This is a genomic window from Imperialibacter sp. EC-SDR9 (genome assembly GCF_902498805.1).
Lineage (GTDB): Bacteria > Bacteroidota > Bacteroidia > Cytophagales > Cyclobacteriaceae > Imperialibacter.
Genome location: NZ_LR701597.1, coordinates 37,877 through 56,542 on the forward strand (window position 1 = coordinate 37,877; position 18,666 = coordinate 56,542).

An 18,666-nucleotide genomic window follows, 5' to 3' on the forward strand; every position below is an offset into this window, starting at 1 on the left:
AATTTCGCTCTTCGCCTTGCGGATAAACCTTATTATAAATGAAGAACCCACCGGTAACCATTAAAGACATTGCAAGGGAGTTGAACATTTCTCCCTCTACAGTATCCAGGGCGTTAAAAGACCATCCGGACATAAGCAAGGAGACAAAAAAGGCCGTTAGCGAGTTGGCAGCAAAGCTGAATTACCAGCCTAATTTGATTGCCCTTAGCTTACGAAAGAGTAAGACCAACACTATTGGTGTTATCATCCCTGAGATAGTCCACTTCTTTTTTTCTACCATTATTAGTGGTATCGAGGATGTGGCTTACAAGGCCGGCTACAACGTAATTATTTCACAAACCAATGAGTCGTTCCTCCGTGAGGTTTCCGATACCAATGCGTTGGTTAATAGTAGGGTTGATGGCATTCTTGCTTCAGTGAGCAAGGAAACTGTTTCGTACGATCATTTCAGAAATCTTATTGATCGAGGGATTCCCCTTGTTTTTTTTGACCGGGTTTGTGAAGAGTTGAACACCAGTCGTGTGATTGTGGATGACTACGATGGTGCTTTTCAGGCCACCGAGCATTTGATCAGCATAGGCTGCAAAACGATCGTGCACCTTGAAGGACCAAAAAACCTTGATATCACAAAGAACAGGAGAGACGGATATCTGGCAGCCCTGAAAAAGAACAACCTGCCAATAAATGAAGACCTTATTATTCATTGTGAGCAGACAACCTTCGATGAAGGTAGTCGCCAAATAGCCACTCTTTTCGATAAAAAGTTGACGTTTGATGGCATATTTGCTAACAACGACATGGTGGGGATCGGTGCAATGATAGCGTTGCGTGACAAAGGTGTTTCTGTTCCAAAAGACGTGGCTATCGTTGGCTTTAGTGACTGGGAGATTTCTTCCCTTATGCAACCATCGCTGTCAACAGTATCTCAGCCTGGTTTTGAAATGGGTCAAAAGGCAGCGCAGCTGTTTATCGAGCAAAGTGAAGCAGATGAAGATGAGTTTGTGCCTCGCACCGAAGTGTTGAAAACAAAGCTGATCATTCGGAAGTCTTCGATGAGGTAGATTTTAAACAAGCGCACTACCATCCCGTTTGTTTATCTCCGGAGGCTTCAATTTGAGCTCAGAACATTATAACCGAATCCGATATGTTTGCATTTCGGATTTTTTTGATTTTACCTACTTGCTTAAACAACATGGAAAAACCCCGTCTTAGTTTTTGGCAGATTTGGAACATGAGTTTTGGGTTCCTGGGCATCCAATTTGGATTCGCCTTGCAAAATGCCAACGTGTCGAGAATCTTTGAAACACTCGGTGCCGAAATTGACAATATTCCCATTCTCTGGATCGCTGCGCCGGTATCGGGTTTGATCATACAGCCCATTATTGGCCACATGAGCGACAACACCTGGACCAGACTAGGTAGAAGACGACCTTATTTTCTGGCTGGCGCTATTATGGCTTCTCTGGCACTCATAATCATGCCCAACTCACCTACTCTGTGGATGGCAGCTGGCATGCTCTGGATCATGGATGCATCCATCAACGTTTCCATGGAGCCCTTTCGGGCGTTTGTTGGCGACATGCTTCCCCCTGACCAGCGGACGACCGGTTTCGCCACGCAAAGCTTCTTCATAGGTACCGGCGCTGTTGTTGCTTCCGCACTTCCCTATGTGCTTACTAACTGGTTTGGAATACCCAATACAGCTGCCGAGGGCATTATCCCATCTTCTGTTAAATACTCCTTCTACATCGGTGGAGCCATATTTATTTTGGCAATTATTTGGACTGTGCTGAAGACAAAGGAGTATTCGCCGGAAGAACTTGCTCAATTTGAAAATGATGTGATAGCCAGCTCGGATCAGTCAAAAGAAAAGATAACCAAAGTATCAATTTTTCTCAATGTGGGACTGATTTTGCTGGCACTGGGAATCGCTTTGACCCTGGCTTTGGCTTATGTAAATGCCGAGAAAGAAGTATACATATTGGCAATTGGGCTGATCGTTTTTGGCCTTGTAGAACTCATAGTGGGGTGGATGTCAAAATCAGGACTGAGCAATGGTTTGACCTCCATCATTACTGACCTGAACAACATGCCTGTTACTATGAAGCAGCTGGCTGTCGTGCAGTTCTTTTCCTGGTTTGCTCTTTTCGCTATGTGGATTTACAGCACAGCGGCCATCACTTCCCACGTTTACGGCACCACGGATGCAACGTCTCAGTTGTATAATGATGGAGCTGACTGGGTAGGGGTATTGTTTTCAGTTTACAATGGTGCGGCGGCCTTGCTGGCTTTTGGACTTATCTGGCTGGCTAGTAAAACCTCGAGAAAAATCACTCACACCATTTCCCTGGTGATAGGGGGAGTAAGTTTTATTTCAATTTCTTTTATAAAATCTCCTGAGTTACTGGTTATTCCTTTTTTGGGTATTGGCTTGGTTTGGGCTAGTATTTTGGCGATGCCTTATGCTATTCTTGCAGGCGCTATACCGGGCAGGAAAATGGGGGTCTACATGGGGATATTCAACTTCTTCATCGTTATCCCGCAAATATGTGCCGCCTCCCTGTTGGGTTTTTTGGTGAAACGGGTATTTGAAGGAGAAGCGATTTATGCACTTATTATCGGGGGAGTCTCATTTATTATTGCCGCTGTCATGGTGCTGCTTGTGAAAGACGAGAACTGATTTGTTTTGGCAATAGAAAGGGCTTCCGAGCAAACAACCTTGAAATATCCATGGCTAGATATTTTACAAAGAAAGGTGATACAATGAGGCTTGTCCATTTATATTTGCGGCTCTTGATCTCCATGTTTTAATTGCGTCGGGATAATTTAGATCTACCTAAAGGAAACATGCCAGCAAGGTGCGTCGATTCGTTTCATTTTACTTCGGGAGGCCGTTCCAGATATTTTGATTAGTATGATTAAAGTAAGGTTCAATATTGACTACAGAACGGTTTGGGGCCAACGCCTTTTCATTTGCGGCTCGGCGAAAAGCCTCGGCTCCTGGGATGAGGCCAGGGCTGTTCCTTTGGTGCCAACTGGAGGCGACCAGTGGTCGATAGCGGTTGAAATGGATGAAGCCGAGGGTAAATCCTTTGACTATAAATACTACCTGCTTGATGAGAGATTTGGCACTACGGAATGGGAATTTGGCAACAAGCGAAGACAGGCTGTGGACGCAAGTCGGCATAAGACTGTTGAGGTGCGGGACTACTGGAGGCCTTCGACTAATGATCAGAATCTATTGAACACTTCGCCCTTTATGCAGGCTTTTTTTAGGCAAAAGGGGGCACCAAAGAAGGAAGCGCTTGGAACTCAAGGCTTGTCTTACCGTCTGCAACTTAGGTTACCCAGGGTTGGGGAAGACTACCAGGTGGGAGTGATAGGAAACCACAAAGTGCTGGGCGAGTGGAAGGAAGGGAAGGTGGTGCTTATGAGTAATGCTCAGTTCCCGGTATGGGAATTGGATGTGTACTTTGCTTTGGAAGAGCTTCCCGTTGAGTATAAATATGTCCTTTACAATACGAAAACCAAACGAGTTGAAGAATGGGAGGGGGGTGAGAATCGCTACCTGCCACGAAGTGTTTCGGCGCAAGAAGGCGGGCTTACTATTCAGGCCGATGAGCACTTTCGGTTCCAGTCGGGCAACTGGCGGGGCGCCGGGGTGGCCATTCCCGTTTTTTCATTGCGGTCAGAGTCTGGCACGGGCGTAGGTGAGTTTGAAGACATCAAAAAGTTGGTCGATTGGTCTGTTAAAACGGGCAACAAACTTATCCAGGTACTTCCTGTTAACGACACCATAGCTTCTCACACCTGGGTAGACTCTTATCCATACGCCGGCATTTCAGTCTTTGCTCTTCACCCCATTTATGTCAATCTCCAGGCAATGGGAGCGCTCAGTGACGGCAAGAAGCAGAGGGAATTTGATAAAAAGAGAATAGCGCTGAACCGCCTCGATCATGTCGATCATGAGCAAGTGATGAATACCAAAGCTGAGTATTTTAAGCTTGCCTATGCTGAACACAAAGAGGTTGTTTTGAAAAGTAAGGAATTCAAAACGTTCTTTGCTCAAAATGGACACTGGTTGCTTCCTTATGCGGTATTCTCATGCCTGCGAGACAGGTTTGGCACGCCTGACTTTAGTCAATGGCCACAATATTCGGTCTATTCTGAAAAGGAAGTCGCCAAATTTGCTGACCCGAGGCAAAAGCACTATGATGATGTTGCCATCCACTACTTTATCCAGTTTCATCTCGACAAGCAGCTCAAGGAGGCCACTGCCTATGCCAGGCAGAAAGGCGTGGTGCTCAAAGGTGATATTCCTATCGGGATATTCCGAAATAGCGTGGATGCATGGATAGCACCCAGGCTCTACAACATGGACTCCCAGGCGGGCGCACCGCCGGATGATTTTTCTGTTACAGGGCAAAACTGGGGCTTTCCAACCTACAACTGGGAGGAGATGGCCAAAGATGACTATGCCTGGTGGAAAGAACGTTTAAAGAAAATGGCGGACTACTTTGATGTATTCCGTATCGATCACATCCTTGGCTTTTTTAGAATTTGGGAAATACCCATGCACGCAGTGGAAGGGCTTTTCGGGCACTTTAACCCCTGTTTGCCGTTCAGCGTTGACGAGTTGGGCAATTGGGGCTTGCAATTTAACAAAGAGCGGTACTGCGAGCCATATATAAGGGCTTATATGCTCTCAGAGATTTTCGGCACACATAGCGGCAAAGTAAAGGAGACTTATCTGGAGGAATTTGAAGAGGGTAAGTATCGTTTTAAGGAGCAATACAATACTCAACGGGCGCTTAGTGCTCGTATTGAAGAAATAAAGCAGAGCGGCAATGCTGATGATGAGCATTTGATTTGGTTGCGAAGTCAACTTTTCAGGCTGCATGCGGAAGTGCTTTTCCTGCCGACTGATGATGCAAGTATGTTCAACCCGAGAATTGGATTTCACAGTACCTATAGCTACAGAGATCTCGACGACCAAAGCAAAGAGGTGATGAACAGGCTGTATGTTCATTATTTCTACAAACGGCACAACGATTTTTGGAAAGACAGGGCCATGGAAAAGCTCCCTGCACTGAAGGCAGCTACTAATATGTTGATATGTGGCGAGGATTTGGGTATGGTTCCCGAAAGCGTTCCGGGCGTTATGGCTGAACTGCAAATTCTCAGTCTTGCTGTGCAGCGCATGCCCAATAACCCAGACTGGGAGTTTTGGCCTCCATCTCAAACCCCTTACTTGTCGGTTACTACTACCTCAAGTCATGATACATCTACTTTGAGAGGCTGGTGGGAAGAGGACAGGCAGGAGGTTCAAAGATTCTTCAATTCTATTTTGAAGCAGGCAGGCGAAGCTCCTATTCACTGCGAGCCATGGATCGCTTCGGAAATTATCCGGCAACATATGGAAGCACCCGCAATGTGGGCAATTTTCCCAATTCAGGACTTGCTTGCAACGGATGAAAGGCTCCGGAGAGCTTCTCCGGGCGAAGAAAGAATTAATGTACCTGCCAACTCTCAGCATTATTGGAAATACAGACTTCACCTTACACTTGAGGAACTGCTTAAGGAAGGTGATTTTAGCAATTATTTAAGAAAACTTGCTGACGAATCTGGAAGAATACGCCCATACTAGCATTTTAAGGCCAATACTCGTACCTTTTGTTCAAACTCTTTTTCTTAGCTTGTCAGATTGTTCTTTGGCTTTTTAGCATCAATGGTGTCTTTCCGGCATTCAAATTATTTCAAACTACCCAATTTGGCAAAAGGCAATAGTTGGGTTGGAATAACTTAAAAGAATTTGTTTCAGCAGAAAACACCAAGCAGGGTGGGGCGATGCGGTTTCATTAACTTGTTAAAAAAGGGAAATGTTCTGCCTACCCTTTTTTAACAAGTAAACTTTCAGCAATATGTATTATTTGCCGCCTCCGACCCAGCCACCCTGTCCACCATCGTCTGTTTTAATAATTCGCAACGATTGCTTTGGTTTTTTGGTAGATGAGGATGAAGTTGTTGAAGGCGAAGCAAAATAGAGGCCTAGAGAAAGAATCAAGAAGAAAATATACTGTGCCATAATCTCATTGGTTAAGTTAAGTGAATTACACGCCTCGAAGATGGTGGAATACCTACTATCCATTTACGACAGTTTGTAACATTTGCTAACTATAAAAAATTTAGTAGTTTACGGTATAAAGTCGGTGAAATTCCTCCTGAAGCTTAAAATTTGAAGTGTTCACTATGAATGAGATCAAAAAAATAGTCAGAATTGTAACAAACAGAGTCAAAAAAAATGTTTCTCTTATCGATGTTGTAAATAATGGAGACAACCCAGGTAAAGAGCAGCAACTGTTTAATAGCATACAAAGTGGTGTTTACACGACAGATGATGACGCTGCTTTTGGGATGTATGGCACAAATGGCACAGACCAACGCTATAGGATGCTTAAATCCAGATTGCGTACCAAGCTGAATAACCTTTTGTATTTTGCTGATTTTAATGACTCGAGGGGTAACATTAGCTTTCCTTTTGAGCAGGAATGCCACAGTCATATTTTCAGGGCCAAGATACTTTACAAGGAAGGAGAATATGAACTCGCTGAAAAAAGTATAAAAAAGGCACTGACCATCTCCAAGGAATCAGAGTTTACTGACCTGACACTGATCGGTCTGAAGATGTTGAGAATAATATATTCCGAGTCATTTCGCCCGAACCACCTAAGAAAAGCCATTGGACAGATAAAAAAATACGAAGTGATCAATCGACTAGAGGAGGAGTCGCTTGATATTTTTTATCTAAAATGGATGCAATTGGGCAAGTCTGTGCATTCGAGGAAAGTACACCTGGAGTCCACCATTAAGGCGGTGGAAGTTCTTAGGAAATTATGGGAGAAAGGAGGCTCGTACGCACTTTTTGAAAACTATTACAGGCTTCGGTTGTGGACAAATGAGCTTTTAGGCGACTACAGCAGTGTTGTTGCAATTACTGAGGAGGCTTATGATTTGGTGAATAAAGGTGCTGTAAATCCATTGAGGTTTGACATGCGTCACCACGTTTACACTCGCACCTATGCTTGTTTGAGGGCCAAGGACTACGATAAGGGCATTAAATATGCTGAGGAGGGGATGAACCACATATCAAGGTCTTCGAGGAACTGGTTCTCTCACATGGAGAACTACGTACTGCTGGCGCTTCACAATAAGAACTATCTTTTGGCCGATGAAGTGATTAGCCAGGTAACCAGAAACCCCTATGTGGACAAAATTAGCACTCAGTCGAAGGAAAGGTGGGAGCTATACAAGGGATATTTATATTTTATAATGCCTGATCGGAATGTGGAAGACGTTCTGAGCTTTAAGGATATCTATGAACGACTTCCTTTCTACAGTCAAGACAAACAGGGATTCATGGTAGCGATACTCATTTTAGAGTTTATGGACTTTCTTAAGAAAGACAGGCTTGATCTGGCATTGACCAAGTTGCCCAACTCTGAGCGCTACATTTACAGGTACTTAAACCAAAACCCGGAAAGTCAGAGGGAGAAACTATTTCTTAAACTTATCTCCATTATTGTGCAGTGTAGCTTCAATCCCGACATGGCAGCCAAAAAAGGCAAGCGGTATTTGGAGCGGCTCAAAATTACCCCTGAGCCGGGTGATGCTTTTGCTGAAGTTGAAATTGTTCCTTACGAGCAGCTTTGGGATATTTTAATGGGATTCATGACAAACGCACATGTGAAGCTAGACTTTGCCAAGAAATAGCCTGTTAGCCAAGTGCCTAAGAAAGTGGGGGCTAGCTGGACAACACGGGCTTTTAGCTGATTATTTGGGTGTCTAATTTTTCCTTTCTGTTACGTCAGGCACAGCGTATTTCGACACTTTGCTCCCAAGGTTCTTATAAAGCACCATCAAGGCAGAAAGAATAATCAGATTCTTGAAAATGTATTGTCCCACTATTGACAAGCTGAACGGATCTTGGTTAAAGGCGTACTTTGGAAGAATTATCAATGGGAGAAAGGTGCAGCACATGTGCCAGATGGTTATTAAGATGGTTGCTCTGGCTTTAAAATTGATAATCAGTGCCACTCCAATCATGGTTTCCATAATTGCGAGAACAATACATGCGGCATTCCCTGAGAGGACATCGAATGTGATGATACAGATGGTGTCTTCGGCGAGCTGTTCCGCAGGACTATACTGTGGAAAGAATTTTAGCAAGCCAAAAGCAGTGTATATAAGCCCAATGCTGATTCTCAAAAAATCAAAAGCGTACTTATCGAGCAATTGTATCCATTTTGTCTCAATTCTCTCTAATTGCACTAATACCCTTTTCATACATTGTCTAAAGCCAGATAATTGAATTTTTCCGACTTAAACTTAATGAAATAATCAAAAAGACCCATTTTTCGGGCTTATGACTTTCGTCAGGCCTGATGAGACGCCGAAATTTGCCGCTCACAACTATCAAAAGGCATAGGTATATTTTTAGTAGCTGCGGTGAAGGTGTTGAGATATTTTGTAACTAAAATCGAATATGGGAAGCAATCTTGAAGCGCTTACTTCTAAAAAACGCCTTGTATCACTTGATGCACTGAGAGGCTTTACCGTTGTGGCTATGATCATAGTGAATGTGCCTGGCTCTTGGAGCCATGTTTACTCACCATTGTTGCACAGCCCTTGGCACGGCGCTACACCAACGGACCTCGTTTTTCCTTTCTTTTTGTTTATCGTCGGTGTTTCTATTGCGCTGGCTTTTGAACGGCAGCTTGATCAGGGGAAGAGTAAAAAAGAGCTGGTGAAAAAAGTGATTGTGCGGGCTTTAAAAATATTCGCTCTTGGCATTTTTCTGTGGATGTTTCCAAAATTTGACTTATCAAACATTCGGATTCCCGGCGTGCTTCAACGTATCAGTATCGTTTTTCTAGCCTGCTCGCTGCTGTACCTTTACGGCGACTGGAGAGCTCAGGTAAAGTGGGCAGTCGGTCTCCTTGTTGGGTATTGGGCAATAATGACTTTTGTGCCCGTTCCTATCGATGAGGTGATTCAGCAAGCGCTCGGCACAGGAGAGACTTTGCGGAGTGGAGGTATGGTGCCAGTGGAAGGAATAAAGCAGATTGGCGAAGGGTTTATTGCAGGCAACTATGAACCAGGGACGAACATGGAGTCCTGGCTTGACCGCAGGCTGGTGCCTGGCAGGCTGTGGGAAAAAAACTGGGATCCTGAGGGCTTTCTAAGTACGTTTCCTGCGATAGGGACTGGCATTGCTGGCATGTTAGCCGGAAGGTTGCTGTTGAGTAAGCTGGATGCAGACAAAAAAGTAATTTGGTTGTTTTTCGCAGGATTTTCTGCCTTTGTGGCCGGTAATGTATTTGATTGGTTTTTCCCCATCAATAAGCACATCTGGACCAGCTCCTATGTCTTATATGCCGCTGGTTTGGCAGCCATGTCGCTAGCCTTTTTCGTCTGGCTGGTAGATGTTCAGGGCAAAGTGAGCTGGACAAAGCTCGGTGTCATATTTGGCTCCAACGCTGTGGTGGCCTACGTCCTTCATGGTGTGATCTTGAAATTGCTGGCATTGGCCAATATCCCATTAAGAAGCGGTTTTTTTGAGGGTCTGGTCGCAGTGGGGATTCCGGAAAAACTCTCTTCTCTCATTTGGGCACTGTTCTATTCGCTAATTATTTGCTTTATACCCGTCTATTTTCTCTACAAAAAGAAGATTTTCATTAAGCTTTAACACGCCAGTTCGCAACTGAGTATGGTGACTAGTTGCATGCGTTGTACGACCGGCGGAGCGGTAACTGCCAGTCACCTCTATCTAACACTCACACCGACACCCATTGAGAGTGTGTTGTATTTTTGAACTGTGTAGTCGGCATTAATAGTAATGATTGCCAGGTTTAGTTTGACACCCACTGTCGCTCGTGGGCTGAAATTACTGAACTTAAAATCAATGGGGTCGACCAGTGGCTGTAGCGAGCTTTCGATTTCATAGCTGCCGTCGAGCCTCACTCTTGTAAATGCTCCGTTCAATCCAACTCCACCATACAGTGTGATAATTTTTACGAAGTCTTTGCTGCCGAGCACTTGTAATGTAGCTCCCTTCACGCTTAATCTGGTCACGTTACCAGGAGTGTTAATATCGGGTGTAGTTTCGACAGAAATCCTGCTGAAACCAGCAAGAAGAGACAGTTCGAAAGGTGCAAATGCGAAGGCAGGCACGTGTTGCTTCATGTCATGAAGAATACCGAAACCGAGCATGCCTAGTTTCACTTCCGTATCACCGTTTTTATAGGTATAAGTTGGTATCGTTCTGATTTTCAAATCTGTTTCTTTGATCAAGCCTAATCCGGCTTGTATCATTGGGGCCGGAACCGCATTGAACCCGATAACCTCTTCCATTCCCAGACCTGTAGGGCTTGAAAACGTCACTTCACTTTCTTGCTGACCCTCATTGAAAACGATTTCCGGAATATCATCGGCATCTAGATTGGGGCCAAAAATTGTCGGCAGTTGATCTTTGCTTGGATCGGCAAGCGTCACGTTTGAGTAGTCGTTTGGATTAAACGTGAAAAAAGTGGCCTTTTCTGGCACATAAGCAACCGATAGCGACAGTGTAACATCAAACCCCAGGGGTTGGTGGGGTTTGGCGGTATTAGCCCAGTTGTTGGTAAGCCCATAGCCGAAACCCAAAAAAGCGGGCTCAAAGTAATTTTTCAACAACTCTTCTGCATCATCTACACCACCCTCGATGAAGACGTCCAAGCTTTGGGATTGGCTCAAGAATGGAGCATACACAAGAGTAAAAAATAGTATTAGCTTTTTCATAACCAAGTGGGTGATTAATACCTTACTCTTAAGGTAATGTTGTAGTAAAGTGTAAAAGTGAAGTTGAGATCGGAGGTGGGTACCTCAGCGAAATCAAATGTGAGCGTGTTGTCTACTTCCTTATAGGTTGTAAGGATTTGTTTAATCGTGCCGGCCTCAGCGTCATTCACGCCAGCAGGTTTTTCTGAGGTGTTTTGAAGTTTGCCTGTGATTGCTAAAACACTACGCTGTTGAGTGACTTCCGAGGCTACACTCAGACTTATTTCATCCAGTTCCACCTCTTCTTCAGCCGAAACATCGGTGATGGAATAAGTAACGGAATTGACGGTTACTGCGTCTGACTCAGCCAGGTCAGATAAAGCATCCTTGAAGGCGCTGACGTCGGACAGCCGAAAAGTCTGAGTAAACGCTGGAGGATTTATTTCGACGCCGGGATCATTTCCAGGGACAGCAACTCTAAAGATAATGGGAACATTCCGTGTAATATTGAAGCCAATTCCCGCATCGCCGCAGCTTGCAAACATTAGAAGCAAGAACGGGATTGATGACCAACAAAATCTTTTCATTACATTCTGATTAAAAGGACGGTACCTAAAAGTTAAAAAAAGGAAATAGTTAAACGAATATACTAAAATATTCGATTCTGTAATCTTGGGGTGGTTTTGACCAGATATATATTTTGCTCACTAGTCGTCCAGATTAGCCTGATACCAATCTTCTATCGAGTTAGCCGTTTTTTCTGTAACTACCTTCTGATCAAATTTTGACTGGAGGTTGCTGATTGCCCGTGTGACCATGGCATGAGAAATAGATTCTTCCTCCCTTATCCCAAGGCGTGCGACTAGTGTCTTTAGTTTGTCGCCTCCCATCTTCATGAAAATAGGGCTTTCAAGGTGAGATAGTGTCTGAATGTTGGTCTTTGAATGTTGCTCAATGTTGTTGATAAGGGTTGTGTACGGGCCTGATAAAGGATAAAGCTCGGCCACATACGCTTTATCCGATATCATTTTCTTATCAGCATCTTTCCAGTTTATTAGTTTTATCGACTCAGCCCCTGCCGCATTAAGAAGTGCTTGTAACTCCTTGCCTGTTTCTTCGAAGAAATAGAAAATAGCGGATGGAGATTGCATGGCATCGGCTATCAGCCATTTGTATAACTGCACTTTTGAGGTGAATACCACTATCGCTGGTAGTTCTTTGCTTTTCTCCCTTTTAAAAAAAGAAAACATCCTCTATAGGGTTTAAGGGTTGTAGTATTTGTGAATGATGTCTGCCACAAGTCCTGTCCACCCGGTTTGGTGACTGGCACCGAGACCTCTTCCATTGTCTCCATGAAAATACTCATAAAAGAGAATATAATCTTTGAAGTGCGGGTCTTTTTGAAACTTTTCGTTATTCCCGAACACAGGCCTGTTGCCATTTTCATCCCTTTGGAATGGCTTCATTAGCCTTTCTGCAAGGATCCCGGCCAGGTCTTTGATAGTGACATATTCCCCGCTTTCTACCGGGTATTCGACTTTAAAGTCATCGCCGTAGTAGAAATGAAACTTGTAAAGCGATTCAATGATCAGGTAGTTGACAGGAAACCAGATGGGGCCTCTCCAGTTGGAATTACCTCCAAAGAATGAAGAGTCGGACTCTCCGGGAAGGTACTCAACAATGAATTTTTCACCCTCCATTTCAAGTACGTACGGGTTTTCTTTGTGGTATTTCGACAAGGCTCTGACACCATAGTCGGACAAAAACTCATTGGGGTCAAGCATTCTTTCCAGGATCTTCTTCATCCTGAAGCCACGCAGAAGTGAGAGCAGCCTTCTTTCTCCCCGCCCGGGATCTTCCCATCGGGCTACCAGCGAAGCGAGCTTTGGGCGTTGCTTCATGAAAAAGTCCAGCCTTTCTCTGAATTCCGGCAACTTTTCGTAGGTTGACAACCTCAGCGTTTCTACTGCAAAAAGTGGAATCAGCCCCACCATTGAACGAACCTTCATTTGCTGAGGATCCTGACCTTTTACGTGCATCACATCATAGTAAAAATTGTCTTCGTCATCCCAGAGGTTCACCGTATCATCATCGGAGCTGTTCATAGCGCTGGCGATGTAAAGGAAGTGCTCAAAAAACTTGTTGGCCATGTCCTGATAGGCGGGATAAACTTCAGCCAGTTCCAGCGACATGCGAAGCATATTGAGGGCAAACATTGCCATCCAGCTTGTGGAATCAGCTTGTTCGAGCGAAGAGCCTTCCGAAAGTGGACGGTTGCGGTCGAACACTCCGATATTATCGAGCCCAAGGAAGCCTCCCTGAAAGATGTTTTTGCCGTCGGCATCTTTTCGGTTGACCCACCAGGTGAAGTTCAGCAACAAGCGGTTAAAGGCTTTTTGAAGGAAGTCAAAATCACCTTTCCCCTGCATTTTCCTGTCCATTTTAAATACTCTCAAAACGGCCCAGGCATGAACAGGCGGGTTTACATCATTGAAGTTCCACTCATAGGCGGGAATCTGCCCGTTTGGATGCATGTACTCATCTTTGAGCAACAGCAGGAGCTGATTTTTGGCGAAATCAGGATCGAGCCTCGCTATGGGTATGCAATGGAAAGCAAGATCCCATGCAGCATACCAGGGGTACTCCCAGGTGTCGGGCATGGAAATGACATCGGCACTGTCCATATGTTGCCAGTCGTGGTTTCTGCCATGACGGCGTTCCTGCGGTGGAGGTATTCTTCCGGGGTCACCGCCAAGCCACTCTCTAATATTATAGTAATAGAACTGTTTGCTCCACATCATACCGGCATAGGCCTGTCGCTGGATATTTCGCAAGTCTTTGTCAGCAACCTTATATTGAAGGGAGCGGTAAAACGAATCGCATTCTGCTTTTCGAAGGGCCATCACGGCATCAAAATCTCCGAATGGGTTATCCAGCTTTTTTCGACTTAGTCTCACCTGCACCCTCTTGCTGCTGTTGGCATCAATGCTAAAAGTGTAAATTCCACTTGCTTTGGAGCCTCTTTTCTCTTTGTTAACGGCTTCTTTTTTCCTATCAACGATGTAGTCGTTGATGCCATCTTTCAAAAATTTAGCCGTATTGGAAATGCCGTATAGCTTCGATCTGTTGGTTTCGTTGTCTGTGAAAGCCTGCTCTTCAATATCTTCATCAAAATAGACGTGGAAGTCGTCAAGTAAATGGTGGGACAAAAACATATGCTGCTTGTCAAATTCCTCCAGCGACGGGATGAATTTATCCTTGCCAGACGACCATGTATTGCGAAACCAAAACGTAGGTAGTACTGTGATTGGGGCTTTTTTATTGCTCCGGTTAACTATTTCAACCTCAAAAAGGAAGTCCTCAACATCGGCCTTGGCATAATGAAGGAATATGTCGAAATACTCGTCTTTGTCAAAAATACCAGTATCTATGATCTCGTACTCCGTTTCGAGCTTGCTCTTTTTCTGATTTTTCTCAAGCAGGCTTTTGTAGGGGAACTCTGCTTGAGGATACTTGTAAAGCATCTTCATGTAGGAGTGGGTAGGGGTGCTGTCCAGATAATAGTACAGCTCCTTCACGTCTTCACCATGATTTCCCTCGATACCAGACAGCCCGAACAGCCTTTCCTTTAGAATAGGATCCTTGTGATTCCAAAATGCCCATGCAAAGCAAATCCGCTGATCCTCGTTGCTGAAACCGCCAAGACCATCTTCCCCCCATCGGTAGGCTTTGCTTCTGGCGTGGTCGTGCGGTATGCTTTCCCAGGCCGAGCCGTATTTACTGTAGTCTTCACGAACCGTTCCCCATTGCCTCTCCGAAAGATAAGGGCCCCATGCTTTCCAGGGAGTCCCATTTCTGCACTCTTCAAGTCTTCTCTTTTCTACAGTCATACACTACACATTCAATTTCCAGGTGAATCCTAATGAAAGGCGGCACCGAATATACAATTTTGACTTTGAAATTGGCAGCGGAAACAGCGTTATGGATACTTTTATGGAGCGAAGGCGGTTTTCAATCGTTTGAAACCGGAAAAATTTTATCCTGCAAAATTACGTCAAGTCTGTAATGACAAAATGCTGTCCCCGAAATTCGTATTTGTCGCCTTTTTTCAGTCCGGCGATCGCATCATAGATAGGAGACTGTGTAGAAATGACAAAGATATCTTGCGAGTCAAAGGTAATTTTGCCTATGCTTCCGGCAATCAGAAAAATCTGCTTGTCAGTAACGACCAGCGCACCCTGGCCAATTTGACTAAACACCGCATTTGGATTGATTCGTTTGAGGCCTGCCAAAAGATCGCTACTTTCTGCCAGCTTGTTGTTGTACATGCTTCGCTCTTGCTGCATCTGCTCTCTGAACGAATCCTGGCTGTCCTCGGAGCTGCCACTTTCGCTCAGCGCACTTTCAATGGCCGCCTCGATGGCTTCTTTCAAGCTGGCTATTTGCTGTTCCTGGCGCTGAATGCATTGTTCCAGTACCTCCCTTTTGAACTTGGCTAAATCTGCTATTTTCGTCATGCTTATTGAAAAAAGAATCGCAAATGTAAATGAAAAAAAGTCAATAGTGCGAGAATAATATTCATGCAACCAGCAACCTTATTCCGTTGAATAACGACTATAGGGGAGTAACTGATAAAAATTACGCAAATAACTATTATGAAAACTGTATTGAGACATTGGAGTCTGATGACTTTTTTAGCTTTTGGCATCGCTGTTCAGGGATGCAGTATTGTAGATGGGCCCTGTGAGAAGGGTAAAGGTGATATTGTGCGAAGAGACGTGGACATAGAAGCGTTTACAGGAATAAACATGACAATGGCAGGTAATGTAACCATAGAAAGAGGGGAGGCGCTGAAAGTAGAGATTGAGGGGCAGCCCAACATTCTCGACCTCATCAGTACCGATGTTGAGGATGGTCAATGGACGATCTATCCCCGAAGCTGTGTTTCCAACCACAAAGACTTTTCGGTGTTTATCACTCTACCGGAGCTTGAAAACATTACCCTGACTGGTTCGGGTAGCATCACAACGCTGGACTCGTTCGACGATGACGTTAATGTTTTGTTGTCGGGCTCCGGCAAGATAACCTATGCAGGGCAGGGAGAGAAGGCAAATGTGGCACTAACAGGCTCTGGTAAAGTCACTTTTACAGGAGACTTTGCCAACATTACTGTTGCTCACTCTGGGTCAGGTAGTGTGCTGCTAAGCGGAGCAACTGATCTCCTGAAAGTGAATTGTTCAGGATCGGGTGGTATTGACGCTTATGAATTGGCAGCCGCAAAAGCGCAGGTAGTTAACTCGGGCAGCGGGTCATCCAAAGTGTACGTGACCGAGGAACTTGAAGCGGTTGTGTCCGGCAGTGGATCTATTTTTTACCGAGGCGATGCCGTTGTTGATGAGACCGACAATGGCTCAGGGTCGATTGTCAATGACAATTAAGAGAGAATGGGCGGTTCAATTAGTAGCACCGCCCGATTTTTGTTTTTAGCTATTCGGAGCTGGTGCCACAGTAAAACTGAACACAAGTTTTTCCCAGTGATAATTTACTGTGCCGTCGGATGAAACTTTGAATTCAAGCCTTTCTTTGAAGTCTTCTACCATGGACGGAGTGATGGTAACCCGAAGCGCATCTTCAGACTCTTTGTAGTCATAGGCGCCCCATTGCTCGGCCTCTTTGTTGAAAATAAGTGTCCAGTCAGTCTCTGTGGGGATACTGAACAGGCTGTATTGGCCAGCGGGCAGCGGCTCTCCATTTATCAGGACATCCTTGTCGACTGAAAACACAGTGGCTTCATTGGCTCCCGTTCTGTCCACCTTACCGTAAGGAACCAGTTCACCCCAAATGGTTCTGCCTTTTACGGCCGGGGCACTGTAGTCGATAGTTACGTTGACTCCACTCACGTTGGCAGTTGTTGATGCCGGAGGGCTCGGTCTTTGCGATTTGTCGTCTTCGGCATCATCTTCTGTTTCCACAACGGTTTCTGAATCCGAAAATTCGCTTTTAGAGGAAGAGGAACAACTTGCGAACGTTAGTCCGCAAAGTACAAGTAATCCAATAGCGCTCAACTTAGTCAAAAGGTTAGAATCTGGCGTTTTCATAAGATATTATTATAATTATTTCAAGTTCGTAAATAAACAAAATTCTTACTTCATTCTACCATGGGATGGGTTTAACGGCGTTATTAACTTATTCGTTGTAACGAGTGACTTTATTCGGGCTCGAAACGGCAACGCTGTCCTTTAATTGATAGCGCTGCTTCAACTAACTCTTTAAAAATGAACACTTTATTGTCCTGAAATCGTTCATTTTCATTTTGAGGTAATCGACCAATTAATTGATAGTCAGTAATTTAGTATACAGGTATGTTTTTTGATGTACAACTGACGCAAATGAAACATATTATATGGCAGTTATTGGTATAGAGATTCCCCGCACTTTAGAAGAGCAGGAGATCGAAGTTGAAGTAAGAATCAACGGAATCAAAAAACAGTATCACTACAGGGTCGAGATTTTTTATTGGGAAGAATGCGAATTTCCAACGAATGATCGGGTAGAATGTATCAAGCGCCTCATAAGCGGATACAACCCTGAATGGGATTTGGCCCACATCGGCATACCGACGGATGACTTCATTCCGATCACCTTCAAAAAGAAGAGGAGATAAACTATTGATTTTTATTTCTAAGAGCTTCTTCTTTGCTTTCTTTTTGAAGAGAGCAATATGAAAGACATTTGTCGGAAGTTTTTGGTAGCGGTGGTTTTGTTGGGGTTGGTATCGGAGGGCTATGCGCAGTGCACTGAGTGTGAATCAAAGTTGGCCTATGTGGCAGATTTCTGTTTCACGGACAGTAAGTTCACGGGCATTTGCGTTCAATTCTCGGAAACGCAACCAAACTTCCTCATTCAAAACGGAAAGAAGGGGAAGTACATCCCATCAGTCAATAAAGCCACAGAGGAGTACCTCATTTCTCTGGCTGCTGATTCTAAGTTAAAGCTATCTGCTTTGGAAATAATTTTTCTTCAGAAGGCACTATTGGCATGGGAAATAGAAAGAAGAAATTTTGGCTACACCTATAGAGATAGCGGCCTCGGGGTGAAGATGCTTGAAGAAGGCACCGGTGATTTGCCTAATGTCGGCGACAGAGTTACCGTCCACTATACAGGCTACCTTGAAGACGGGACAAAGTTCGACAGCTCGGTCGATAGGGGCAAGCCTTTTAGCTTTGTGCTTGGCGCTGGTCAGGTAATCAAAGGATGGGATGAAGGGATAGGGCTGCTAAAGAAGGGTTCAAAGGCTTACATCCGGGTGCCAGCCAACCTGGGTTACGGAAGTATCGCCCGTGGCCAGATACCTGCCAATGCCACTTTGGTTTTCGAGGTCGAACTCATCGAATAAGCCAGTTTCATTTCACCGTTTCCCGGGTCTAGGCGAGACCTTCGATATTTTTTTAATACAAAGTTGTAATCTTTTCGATCTACAAGAGTACTAATACAAAGCGTTCGATACTGTGATCAAAAACTGTACACTATTGGTCACTAAGTAGTAGAATGAAAATGTAACTATCTGTAAAATAGGTTTTTATATAATTGGCATCAACTTTGTATAACAACTAGTCATGCAACAGGCAAGAAACAAAATGAGCACTACATTAATTACCCTCGGGGTGATAGTGGCTCTGCTTGCTGTTTTGTTGACCCCTGGCTTCCTTGATCTTTCATCTCTGGTGATGTTTCAAAATGAGCTTCCTCAAGATCAGCCTTTGGTAAGCCAATCCACCCTTCAGGAAGTGGGCAGCCAGTCGGTTGAAGCTGTTTCTTCCTTCCTCAAAAAGGTAAGCCTTTCTCAGTAAA

At 44.5% G+C, this 18,666-nt stretch carries 17 protein-coding genes; 9 read left to right on the forward strand and 8 right to left on the reverse strand.

Annotated features, from left to right (window positions below):
* Positions 1-38 precede the first annotated feature (38 nt).
* From GC130_RS20035 to GC130_RS20045, 3 genes are all read left to right on the forward strand, one after another.
* Positions 39-1,061: a LacI family DNA-binding transcriptional regulator gene (locus GC130_RS20035; protein ID WP_152000133.1), complete on the forward strand. Its 1,023-nt coding sequence runs from the start codon at positions 39-41 to the stop codon at positions 1,059-1,061.
* Between the two features lie 131 nt (positions 1,062-1,192).
* Positions 1,193-2,680, forward strand: coding sequence for an MFS transporter (locus tag GC130_RS20040; RefSeq protein ID WP_152000134.1), 1,488 nt, complete (start codon positions 1,193-1,195; stop codon positions 2,678-2,680).
* 234 nt (positions 2,681-2,914) lie between these two features.
* The gene (locus GC130_RS20045; protein ID WP_152000135.1) at positions 2,915-5,647 is read left to right on the forward strand and encodes a 4-alpha-glucanotransferase; all 2,733 of its coding nucleotides are present in this window, start codon (positions 2,915-2,917) and stop codon (positions 5,645-5,647) included.
* A 279-nt stretch (positions 5,648-5,926) separates the two neighbouring features.
* On the opposite strand, the gene GC130_RS28670 is transcribed toward GC130_RS20045, so the two are convergent.
* Positions 5,927-6,148, reverse strand: a complete 222-nt coding sequence (locus GC130_RS28670; protein WP_201568438.1) for a hypothetical protein — start codon at positions 6,146-6,148, stop codon at positions 5,927-5,929.
* Positions 6,149-6,249: 101 nt separating this feature from the next.
* Between GC130_RS28670 and GC130_RS20050 the strand changes: the two genes are divergently transcribed.
* On the forward strand, positions 6,250-7,770 hold the full coding sequence (locus GC130_RS20050) for a hypothetical protein (protein ID WP_152000136.1): 1,521 nt from the start codon (positions 6,250-6,252) through the stop codon (positions 7,768-7,770).
* 72 nt (positions 7,771-7,842) lie between these two features.
* Here the strand turns inward: GC130_RS20050 and GC130_RS20055 are convergent, their stop codons facing one another.
* A complete protein-coding gene (locus tag GC130_RS20055) occupies positions 7,843-8,343 on the reverse strand; it encodes a DoxX family membrane protein (protein WP_152000137.1) in 501 nt (166 codons plus the stop codon).
* 199 nt (positions 8,344-8,542) lie between these two features.
* Here GC130_RS20055 and GC130_RS20060 point away from each other — a divergent pair, with 199 nt between their 5' ends.
* Positions 8,543-9,745 (forward strand): acyltransferase family protein, encoded by a 1,203-nt coding sequence (locus tag GC130_RS20060; RefSeq protein WP_152000138.1) that lies wholly within the window; start codon positions 8,543-8,545, stop codon positions 9,743-9,745.
* A 77-nt stretch (positions 9,746-9,822) separates the two neighbouring features.
* Here GC130_RS20060 and GC130_RS20065 read toward each other — a convergent pair whose 3' ends face one another.
* The 5 genes from GC130_RS20065 to GC130_RS20085 form a co-directional block, all read right to left on the reverse strand.
* Complete coding sequence (locus GC130_RS20065; RefSeq protein ID WP_152000139.1) at positions 9,823-10,836, reverse strand: DUF6588 family protein; 1,014 nt, start codon at positions 10,834-10,836, stop codon at positions 9,823-9,825.
* A 14-nt stretch (positions 10,837-10,850) separates the two neighbouring features.
* Complete coding sequence (locus GC130_RS20070; RefSeq protein WP_152000140.1) at positions 10,851-11,402, reverse strand: hypothetical protein; 552 nt, start codon at positions 11,400-11,402, stop codon at positions 10,851-10,853.
* 120 nt (positions 11,403-11,522) lie between these two features.
* Positions 11,523-12,065, reverse strand: coding sequence for a hypothetical protein (locus GC130_RS20075; protein WP_152000141.1), 543 nt, complete (start codon positions 12,063-12,065; stop codon positions 11,523-11,525).
* Between the two features lie 12 nt (positions 12,066-12,077).
* On the reverse strand, positions 12,078-14,705 hold the full coding sequence (locus GC130_RS20080) for a glucosidase (RefSeq protein WP_152000142.1): 2,628 nt from the start codon (positions 14,703-14,705) through the stop codon (positions 12,078-12,080).
* A gap of 159 nt (positions 14,706-14,864) precedes the next feature.
* Positions 14,865-15,332 (reverse strand): hypothetical protein, encoded by a 468-nt coding sequence (locus tag GC130_RS20085; RefSeq protein ID WP_152000143.1) that lies wholly within the window; start codon positions 15,330-15,332, stop codon positions 14,865-14,867.
* 138 nt (positions 15,333-15,470) lie between these two features.
* Here GC130_RS20085 and GC130_RS20090 point away from each other — a divergent pair, with 138 nt between their 5' ends.
* Positions 15,471-16,253 (forward strand): head GIN domain-containing protein, encoded by a 783-nt coding sequence (locus tag GC130_RS20090; protein WP_152000144.1) that lies wholly within the window; start codon positions 15,471-15,473, stop codon positions 16,251-16,253.
* Positions 16,254-16,298: 45 nt separating this feature from the next.
* Here GC130_RS20090 and GC130_RS20095 read toward each other — a convergent pair whose 3' ends face one another.
* Positions 16,299-16,913 carry a DUF2911 domain-containing protein gene (locus GC130_RS20095; protein WP_152000145.1) on the reverse strand — a complete coding sequence of 205 codons (615 nt, stop codon included), beginning with the start codon at positions 16,911-16,913 and terminating at the stop codon, positions 16,299-16,301.
* A 305-nt stretch (positions 16,914-17,218) separates the two neighbouring features.
* Here GC130_RS20095 and GC130_RS20100 point away from each other — a divergent pair, with 305 nt between their 5' ends.
* The 3 genes from GC130_RS20100 to GC130_RS20110 all read left to right on the forward strand — a co-directional run bounded on the left by GC130_RS20100 (position 17,219) and on the right by GC130_RS20110 (position 18,665).
* Positions 17,219-17,479 carry a hypothetical protein gene (locus tag GC130_RS20100; RefSeq protein ID WP_152000146.1) on the forward strand — a complete coding sequence of 87 codons (261 nt, stop codon included), beginning with the start codon at positions 17,219-17,221 and terminating at the stop codon, positions 17,477-17,479.
* A gap of 57 nt (positions 17,480-17,536) precedes the next feature.
* Positions 17,537-18,211, forward strand: a complete 675-nt coding sequence (locus GC130_RS28930; protein ID WP_201568436.1) for an FKBP-type peptidyl-prolyl cis-trans isomerase — start codon at positions 17,537-17,539, stop codon at positions 18,209-18,211.
* 241 nt (positions 18,212-18,452) lie between these two features.
* Positions 18,453-18,665 carry a hypothetical protein gene (locus GC130_RS20110; RefSeq protein WP_152000147.1) on the forward strand — a complete coding sequence of 71 codons (213 nt, stop codon included), beginning with the start codon at positions 18,453-18,455 and terminating at the stop codon, positions 18,663-18,665.
* Position 18,666: the final 1 nt, after the last annotated feature.